Source organism: Geminicoccus sp. (genome assembly GCF_036263595.1).
Taxonomy (GTDB): Bacteria; Pseudomonadota; Alphaproteobacteria; order Geminicoccales; family Geminicoccaceae; genus Geminicoccus.
In genome coordinates this window covers 1-8200 of sequence record NZ_DATAGQ010000160.1, presented here as the reverse complement: position 1 = coordinate 8200, position 8200 = coordinate 1, and the positions used below count along the sequence as shown (strand labels likewise).

The 8200-nt window shown below is 68.4% G+C and carries 8 protein-coding genes; 2 read left to right on the top strand and 6 right to left on the bottom strand.

Annotation, left to right across the window (positions count from 1 at the left end; genetic code table 11):
• Positions 1–278: 278 nt before the first annotated feature.
• Positions 279–1421, bottom strand: a complete 1143-nt coding sequence (locus tag VHL31_RS17485; protein WP_329662524.1) for a DegT/DnrJ/EryC1/StrS family aminotransferase — start codon at positions 1419–1421, stop codon at positions 279–281.
• A gap of 206 nt (positions 1422–1627) precedes the next feature.
• Here VHL31_RS17485 and rpmF point away from each other — a divergent pair, with 206 nt between their 5' ends.
• Positions 1628–1828 (top strand): 50S ribosomal protein L32, encoded by a 201-nt coding sequence (gene rpmF, locus VHL31_RS17480; protein WP_329662523.1) that lies wholly within the window; start codon positions 1628–1630, stop codon positions 1826–1828.
• 80 nt (positions 1829–1908) lie between these two features.
• Here the strand turns inward: rpmF and VHL31_RS17475 are convergent, their stop codons facing one another.
• The 3 genes from VHL31_RS17475 to VHL31_RS17465 are packed head-to-tail and all read right to left on the bottom strand — an operon-like array spanning position 1909 to position 4919.
• Positions 1909–3276 (bottom strand): glutamate--cysteine ligase, encoded by a 1368-nt coding sequence (locus tag VHL31_RS17475; protein WP_329662522.1) that lies wholly within the window; start codon positions 3274–3276, stop codon positions 1909–1911.
• Positions 3277–3314: 38 nt separating this feature from the next.
• Positions 3315–3971, bottom strand: a complete 657-nt coding sequence (gene parA, locus VHL31_RS17470; protein WP_329662521.1) for a ParA family partition ATPase — start codon at positions 3969–3971, stop codon at positions 3315–3317.
• Positions 3972–3989: 18 nt separating this feature from the next.
• Entirely contained in the window at positions 3990–4919 is a 930-nt protein-coding gene (locus VHL31_RS17465; RefSeq protein ID WP_329662520.1) for a glyoxylate/hydroxypyruvate reductase A, read from the bottom strand.
• A 199-nt stretch (positions 4920–5118) separates the two neighbouring features.
• On the opposite strand from VHL31_RS17465, the gene VHL31_RS17460 reads away from it, so the two are divergent.
• A complete protein-coding gene (locus VHL31_RS17460; RefSeq protein WP_329662519.1) occupies positions 5119–6744 on the top strand; it encodes an ABC transporter ATP-binding protein in 1626 nt (541 codons plus the stop codon).
• 30 nt (positions 6745–6774) lie between these two features.
• Here VHL31_RS17460 and VHL31_RS17455 read toward each other — a convergent pair whose 3' ends face one another.
• On the bottom strand, positions 6775–7572 hold the full coding sequence (locus tag VHL31_RS17455; protein WP_329662518.1) for a hypothetical protein: 798 nt from the start codon (positions 7570–7572) through the stop codon (positions 6775–6777).
• A complete protein-coding gene (locus VHL31_RS17450) occupies positions 7569–8054 on the bottom strand; it encodes a sigma-70 family RNA polymerase sigma factor (protein WP_329662517.1) in 486 nt (161 codons plus the stop codon). The genes VHL31_RS17455 and VHL31_RS17450 overlap by 4 nt, the downstream gene beginning before the upstream one ends.
• Between the last annotated feature and the right edge of the window lie 146 nt (positions 8055–8200).

Here is an 8200-nt window from a genome sequence, read left to right as displayed (position 1 = left end):
CGCCCAGCACCACCGCGCTTCGTGGGAGGGGTTCTAGATCCGCCAGACACCAAGGTCAATGGCTTTCTTCGACCACCCCGCAGCAGCATGACCGCAAAACAGTCATCGCCACCACCTGATAACCTAGATGGGAAGCCCACCCGTCGCATCAAGACCCCCGGCCCGACGAAATTCGCAAGCCGGCGTCCGATCCGACCAGGCAGGCATTGCCGGCCAGGACGTTTCAGATAGGAAGCCGACTGGTTCCATCAAGAGGGAAAACAACTCGACGTGGCAGATCAGCCCGCGCGTTTGAGAAGCGCGCCCTTCACCTCCTCGATCACCCGCGCCTGGACCATCTCCTCCAGATACGGATGCATCGGAAGCGACAACACCTCACCCGTCAGACGGCGGCTCACCTCGATGCCGGTGGGGCTCACCGGCGCGCCGGCAAAGGCGGCCTGGTCGGCCAGCGCCTTGGGATAGTAGATCATGGTCGGCACGCCGTTGGCGGCGAGCTCCGCCTTGATCGCATCGCGATCATCGACGCGCAGCGTGTACTGCGCCCAGGCCGAGGCCACTCCGTCCGGCACCCGCGGCGTGATCGCAAGGTTAGAGAGCCCGCGCGCGTAGCCATCGGCCACCCGCTGCCGGGCGCCCTGCTCGTCATCCAGGATCGCGAGCTTTTCCAGCAGGACAGCCGCCTGGATCGTATCGAGCCGCCCGGTCGTGCCGACCCTGACATTGTCGTACTGCCCGCCGCCGCCCATGCCGTGGAAGCGCAGCGAGCGAAGCTGCGCTGCCAGCTCGTCGTCGTCCGTGAACATGGCCCCGCCATCGCCGTAGCAGCCGAGCGGCTTGGCCGGGTAGAAGCTGGTCGCGGCGGCATCCGCATGGGCTCCTGCCCGCTTGCCGGCGCGGATCGCGCCATAGCTTTGTGCTGCGTCCTGCAGGACCTTCAGGCCGTGGCGCCCGGCGATCCTGTTGATCGCCTCATAATCGGCTGGAACGCCGAACAGGTCGACCGGGATCACCGCCTTGGGCTTCAACCCCTGCCGTTCGGCCAGGTCGATCGCGGCCTCCAGGCTTTGCGGGTCCAGGTTGAAGGTCACGTCCTCGACATCGCAGAACACCGGGGTGGCCCCCAGCCAGGCCGGCGCCTCGCCAGTCGCGGCGAAGGTGAAGGCCGGCACGAACACGGCATCGCCCTGGCCGATCCCCCAGGCGCGCAGCACGAGCTCCAGCGCCTGGGTGCCGTTGGCGCAGGTGATGACGTGCCTGACCCCGGCATGGGCGGCCAGCTGCCGCTCCAGCTCGCCCACCTCCGGCCCCATGATATAGGCGCCGCTCTGCACCACGCGCTGGATCGCCGCCTCGACGCGACCCTCCAGGCGCTTCCGCTGGGCGGCCAGGTCGACGAAGGGAATGGGGGCCACGGCCATCGGCAGCACACTCTTGGCAGTTGATCGGACGAGGTCCCAAGCATAGGACCTGGCGCTAGAGGCGCAAAGCCGGCCGCGGGGTTCCCCGTTGGCTTGACTTCGGCGCGAGGGGCTTCTATCAGCGGGGCCACTTTCCGGGCCGGCCACCGTCCCGGCCGTGTTTCCGTGCGCCTTTGCCGGGCGTGTTCGTGTCAAGGGTGACGAGTATGGCCGTTCCGAAAAAGAAGGTTTCCAAGTCGCGTCGCGACATGCGCCGGTCGCATCACGCGCTCGACGTGCCGACAATCATCGAGGACAAGGTGACGGGCGAGTATCGCCGGCCGCATCATGTCGACCTGAAGACGGGCATGTATCGTGGCCGCCAGGTGATCACGCCGAAGGGGCAGGACAGCTCCGCCGAGAGCTGATCCCTCCTTGCAGCGCAATTGGAAAAGGGCGGTCGCGAGGCCGCCCTTTTTCGTTGCCTGTTCTCGGCACGCCCGGATCTTTAGTAGGCGTAGTCGCCGAACATCGGCCGCACCGAGCCGCCCCACTGGTTCTGGAACAGCTTCACCTTCCGGTCGGCCGGGGTGAGGCCGCTGGCCGCCGTCTCGTGCAGGTCGGCGAGGAAGCTGTCCTCGCTGGTGCCGATCCAGTCGAGCCGCCCGCGCGCCTTCAGGCCGGCTGCCGCGATCGCCAGCACCTGCCTGGCCAGGTCCTGCAGCGTGCCGCCAGGACAAGGGGCCTGCAGGCCAAGGCGCGGGGCAGCCTCCCGCATCGCCTCCATCTCCTCGATCGTCCAGTCCTTCACGAGGTCGAAGGCGGCATCGAGCGCGCTCTGGTCGTAGAGCAGCCCCACCCACAGCGCCGGCAGCCCGCATAGCTGGTCGGATGCCCCGCAATCGGCCCCACGCATCTCGAGGTAGCGCTTGAGCCGGACTTCCGGGAACAGGGTGGTGACATGGTCCGCCCAGTCGCTGATCGTCGGCAGCTCGCCCGGCAGGCCCGGCAGTTCGCCGTCCATGAACCGGCGGAAGGACTGGCCGGCCACGTCGATATACTGGCCGTCGCGGTAGACGAAATACATGGGCGTATCGAGCGCATAGTCGACCCAGCGCTCGTAGCTCATGCCGTCCTCGAACACGAAGGCCGGGATGCCGGTCCGGTCGGGATCGGTATCGGTCCAGACATGCGCCCGGTAGCTCTTGAAGCCGTTCAGGTTGCCCTCCGAGAAGGGCGAGTTGGCGAACAGAGCCGTCGCCAGCGGCTGCAGCGCCAGCGAGACGCGCAGCTTGGTCACCATGTCGGCTTCCGACGCATAGTCCAGGTTGACCTGCACCGTGCAGGTCCGGAGCATCATGTCGAGGCCGAGCGTGCCCTTGAGCTGCATGTAGCGGCGCATGATCGCGTAGCGGCCCTTGGGCATCCACGGGATGGCCGAGCGCTCCCAGAGCGGATGGAAGCCCACGCCGAGCATGCCCAGGCCCAGGGGCTCCGCGACCGAGCGGCACTCTTCCAGGTGGCCGGCCACCTCGGCACAGGTCTCGTGGATCGTGCGCAGGGGTGCCCCGGACAGCTCGAACTGCCCGCCCGGCTCCAGCGTGATGTTGCAGGCGTTGCGCGACAGCGCCACGACGTTGCCGTTCTCCTCGTGCCGCTCCCAGCCGAAGCGCTCGGCCAGCGCATCGAGCAGCGCCTTGATCCCGTCAGGGCCCTCATACGGCACCGGCGACAGGTCGCTGCGGCGGAAGACGAACTTCTCGTGCTCGGTGCCGATCCGCCAGGCATCCTTGGTCTTCTCGCCGGACGCTACCCATTCGACCAGCTGCTGCTTGTTCTCGACGGGCTCACCCTTGCCGCTGGGCGGTGCCGACATTGCTTCGTTTCCTTCCGTCGATCTGTTCGGCCGTCGATCTATTCGACGCGGGCTGCCGGCAGCCCGATCATGTGGGTGACCTCGGCCTGCAGCGCCAGGACCTCCTGTGCTGCCGTGCCGCGCGGCTCGTGCTCGATCACGCCCAGTCCCCTGGCCATGGCCGCCACATAGGCCTGGCGGTTGCCCAGGCTGGCTTCCAAGGGCAGCGCCCCCAGCTGCGCCAGGGCACCCTGGGCCTCCTCGATGGCGCGGCCACGTGGCGGCACCCGGTTCATCAGCAGCCGGATCGGCCTTCCCTCCTGGGCGGCGGCCTCCAGCGTGGGCCGGCTGGCCCAGACGTCCAGGGGACTGGGCTGGCAGGGCACCAGGACCAGCGAGGCCTCGCGGATGGTGGTCTTCAGCTCGCTGTTGGCATGCGGCGGGGTGTCGATCACCACGACGCCGACGTCGCGCACGATCCGGCGCAGCTCCACGCCCAGCCGCCAGCCGCCGATCTTGACGAGCGAGAGCCGGTCCTGCTCGTCGCGGCGGCGCTGGCGCTCCTCGAACCAGCGGCTGAGGCTGCCCTGCGGGTCGACGTCGACCAAGCAGACCTCGTGGCCCGCCGCCAGCATGGCGGTGGCCAGCTGCACGGCGACCGTGGTCTTGCCGGCCCCACCCTTGCTCTGCGCGACCGTGACGATGCTGGCCGTCATTTACCTGCCTCCGGCGGGTCAGTAGCCACGGGCGCGATCCACCACGTGCAGCAACGGCCGGCGCTCGAAAAAGCGCCGCAGGTTCTCGGCCACGACCTCGGCACCCACCGACGGGTCGCTGTAGCTCGCGGCATGGGGCGTGATGTCGACCGCCGGGTGCCGCCAGAAGGGATGGTCCGCCGGCAGCGGTTCCTGCGTGAACACGTCGACCGTGGCACCACCCAGTTCGCCACCGTCCAGGGCCAAGAGCAGGTCGCCTTCCACCAGCTGCGCGCCGCGCCCGACATGGATGAGGCGGGCATCCGGCGGCAGCCGGCGGAACAGGTTCCGGTTCAGGATGCCTTCGGTTTCGCGGGTGAGCGGCAGGAGGCAGACCAGGATCCGGCATGCCGACAGGAACGCGTCGAGCTGGTCCGGGCCGGCAAAGCACGCCACGCCCTCCAACTCCTTGGGGCTGCGCGACCAGCCGCGCACGGTGAACCCGTGGGCTGCCAGCGCGCGGGCCGCATCCGTCCCCAGCACGCCGAGGCCCAGGATCCCCACCGTGGTCTGGCGCGGCGGGGCCGGCAGGCGCAGCTGCCAGCGGGCATGGCGCTGATCGCGGGCGAACAGGTCCTGCATCCGGTGGTATTTCAGCGTGTGCAGCAGCACGTACTCGGTCATCGTCCGGGTCAGCGACGGGTCGACCAGCCGGCAGAGCGGCAGGTCCGCCGGCAGCGTCGGGTCGTCCAACATGGCGTCGACGCCAGCACCCAAGGACAGGATCGCCTTCAGGTTCGGCAGCGACGCCAGCAGTCCCGGCGGCGGCAGCCAGACCAGCGCCACGTCGATGTTGGCCGGGTCGCCCAGCTCGGGATGGATCCGCACGTCCAGGTCAGGGAAGCGCTGCCGAAGCTCGGTACGCCACTGGTCCGGATCGTCCGCCGCACTCACGAAAAGCAATGCCAAGGGCCAGTTCCTCGCCGAGATCCGGATCGGCCATGAGCGGCCGGTCGGACCGCCCACCCGTTCTTGGCGCTTGTGGCCAGCCGGTGGCAAGGCCCGCCGCGCGATTTCCTGCCGAAGCCGCGTTCCGACAGCTCCGGCTTTCACTTCTGCCGATCCGACGCTTAAGCTCGACTTCAAGCCCTTGGGAGAAGAATGCCAGATGACCCTGCCGGTACTGCAGCTCCAGGACGTCAGCATCGCCTATCGGACCCGTGCCGGGGAGAGCATGGCGGTCGACGGCGTGAACCTGTCGATCGCGCCCGGGGAGAGCGTGGGCCTGGTGGGCGAGAGCGGTTCGGGCAAGTCGACGATCGCGTTCGCGGTGATGCGCTACCTGCCCAAGAACGGCCGCCTCGCCCGCGGCAGGATCCTGTTCGAGGGCCGCGACCTCTACGCCATGTCGGACGCGGAGATCCGCTCGCTCCGCGGCGGCAAGATGGCGATGGTCTACCAGGAGCCGATGAGCAGCCTGAACCCGGTCATCCCGATCGAGCGCCAGCTCATGGAGGTGGCGCAGCTCCATCTGGGCATGGACGAGGCGGCCGCGCGCGCCAAGGCCATCGAGGCGTTCGCAACGGTCAAGCTGCCCGAGCCCGACACGATCGGCGTGCGCTATCCCCACCAGATCTCCGGCGGCCAGCAGCAGCGCGTCGTGATCGCCATGGCGCTGATGGGCAACCCGTCGCTCCTGATCCTGGACGAGCCGACCACCGCCCTGGACGTCCGGGTGCAGGCAGGCATCCTGGAACTCCTGGCCGAGCTGCGCCGCAAGCTGGGGCTTGCCATGCTGTTCATCAGCCACGACCTCGGCACGATCGCCACCGTCTGCGACCGCGTCGGCGTGATGCTGCGCGGCCGGATGGTCGAGGAAGGTCCCTGCCGGCAGGTCTTCGTGACGCCGCAGCACGAATACACCCAGCGCCTGATCGGCAGCATTCCCAAGCTCAGCGACCCGATCGTGGAGCGCGAGGTGCCGGCCGGCCCGCCTGCGGTGGTGGTGACCGACCTTTCCAAGGCCTACATGCAAGGCGGCGGCCTGGCGTTCGCGACCGGCGGCGGCACGAAGGTCCAGGCCCTCACCGATGTCACGTTCGCGGCCAGCCGCGGGCGCACCCTGGCCATCGTCGGCGAGAGCGGCTCGGGCAAGTCGACCTTCGCCAAGATCATGCTGGGCATCGAGACCACGCCGGACGGCCAGGTCTCGCTGGCCGATGGCTATGTGCTGAGCACCGCCAGCGTCACCGCCAGGCCCAAGGAGGTGCTGGCCCGCCTGCAGATGGTCTTCCAGAACCCGGACGCGACGCTCAACCCCAGCCACACCGTGGGCTTTGCGATCGGCCGGCCGCTCAAGCTGCTGAAGAAGGCCAAGGGCGACGTGAAGGAGGAGGTGCGGCGCCTGCTGGCCGCAGTCCGCCTGCCCGCCGCGTTCGCCGAGCGCTACCCCTACCAGCTCTCCGGCGGCCAGAAGCAGCGCATCGCGATCGCGCGGGCCATCGCCAGCGAGCCCGACATCGTGATCGCCGACGAGCCCACCGCGTCGCTCGACGTGTCCGTCCAGGCCCGCGTCGTCGAGCTCCTGCGCGACATCCAGCGCGACCGCGAGCTGACCCTCGTCTTCATCTCCCACGACCTGGCGCTCGTCCGCTCCTTCGCCGACGACGTCGCCGTGATCTACCAGGGCCGGGTCGTCGACTACGGCCCCGTCGCCAAGGTCTTCTCGCCCCCTCACCACCCCTACACGGCGGAACTGATCGCCGCCGTGCCGCAGGTGCCGGTGGCGGCGTGAGCTGCGATGGCCCAGGCGCGCTGGCTGCGGCTACCGGTCGACCAGCAGGCGGCTGGTGGCCTCGGCCAGCTCCATCTGGTCATAGGCGAGCCTGGCGATGGAGAGCAGGTAGTCGGGATCGACCTCGGCCGTCAGCACGCATCGATATTCCCCTTGCGGCCAGTAGAAGCCGTTCAGGTCCTCCGTCTGGAAGAATCGAAACTCGGCCGGTTCAGGCACCTTGCCCCAGGTCACGTACAACGTGACCCATGACTGCTCCGGATCCTCGTAGATCAGCTGGGCCGCCTTTACCTCGCTTGCATCCGTCAGCACATTGCCGCCCAGGATCCGCAGGCCCGCATCTGTAAGGTCGGGTACCGGGACAGCGTGCCCGGCCTGCTGCCTGAGCCAGTTGGACAGCTCTGCCTCGTCACCTGCCTCCACCGTGAACGAGAAGGCGCTAGGCGTGCTCCGGTGCAGCTTCGCCGCCTGCTGCGCAAGGCTCAGCGGACCGCCCAGGCTTTCGCTGCCAATGCCGCGGGCGACCCAGCCGATGCCGCCGCCGACGAGCAGGCCTGCGGCCACGCCGGCTGCCATGCGCTTGAGCATGCGTCGCCGCCCGCGCCTCATGAATTCGGGCCGGAGCCTCACCGGGAGCAGATCCGGCCCGTTCTTGCCGTAGAGGCGGCCGATCAGTTCGTTCTGCCGATGCCAGCTCGCCACCTGTTCCCGCGCGGCTGGATCCTGGGCAAGCCAGGCCTTGATGGCCGAGATGCGCTCAGCCGGCAGCCTCCCGTCGGCAAAGGCGTGCAGGTCGTCCTGATGCATGGGCTGGGGCGCATCGCTCACTTGATCCTCCGCAGTACCCGGGAGGGCGAGTTCGTCTCGTCCTTGAGAAGCTCGCGCAGCCTTTCCCGACCGCGCGACAGACGCGACATGATCGTACCGACCGGTACGTCAAGGGCCTGCGCGCATTCGCGGTAGGATAGGCCGGTGAGCGCGATCAGGAGTATCACCTGACGCTGCTCCTCGACCAGTTGATCCAGGGCGGTTTCCATCTCCTGCAGCTCCAGGCGCGCGTCATGCCCCTCGGGTCCTGCCGGCAGATCGACGATCCTGTCGATGGATTCGTGCACCGGCCTCGTTCGGCGTGCACGCACCTCGTTCATGCAGACATTATGGAGGATACGAAACAACCAGGGCCGCAGATCAAGGCCACCACGCCAAAGATGGCGCCGACTGAGCGCCCGCTCCAGACAGTCCTGAACGAGATCGTCGGCAATATCCATGTCGCGCAGCAGCGCCCGCGCATAACGCCGAAGACTCGGCACGCAACTGGACGGTTTGAAGAAGCCCCTCCAGGGGTCTGCCTGAGACCGCAGGGCGACGGCGTTGGCTTGATGACTGTACTCAGGCCGTCGGTAGGGCTGGTTTGCCCGTGCTGTGGTCGCCTCGGCCGTCCAGGCAGGTTAAGGGG

Coding starts and splice junctions, on each gene's coding strand:
- VHL31_RS17485 (WP_329662524.1), bottom strand. CDS start 1,421: ATGGCCGTGGCCCCCATTCCCTTCGTCGACCTGGCCGCCCAGCGGAAG.
- rpmF (WP_329662523.1), top strand. CDS start 1,628: ATGGCCGTTCCGAAAAAGAAGGTTTCCAAGTCGCGTCGCGACATGCGC.
- VHL31_RS17475 (WP_329662522.1), bottom strand. CDS start 3,276: ATGTCGGCACCGCCCAGCGGCAAGGGTGAGCCCGTCGAGAACAAGCAG.
- parA (WP_329662521.1), bottom strand. CDS start 3,971: ATGACGGCCAGCATCGTCACGGTCGCGCAGAGCAAGGGTGGGGCCGGC.
- VHL31_RS17460 (WP_329662519.1), top strand. CDS start 5,119: ATGACCCTGCCGGTACTGCAGCTCCAGGACGTCAGCATCGCCTATCGG.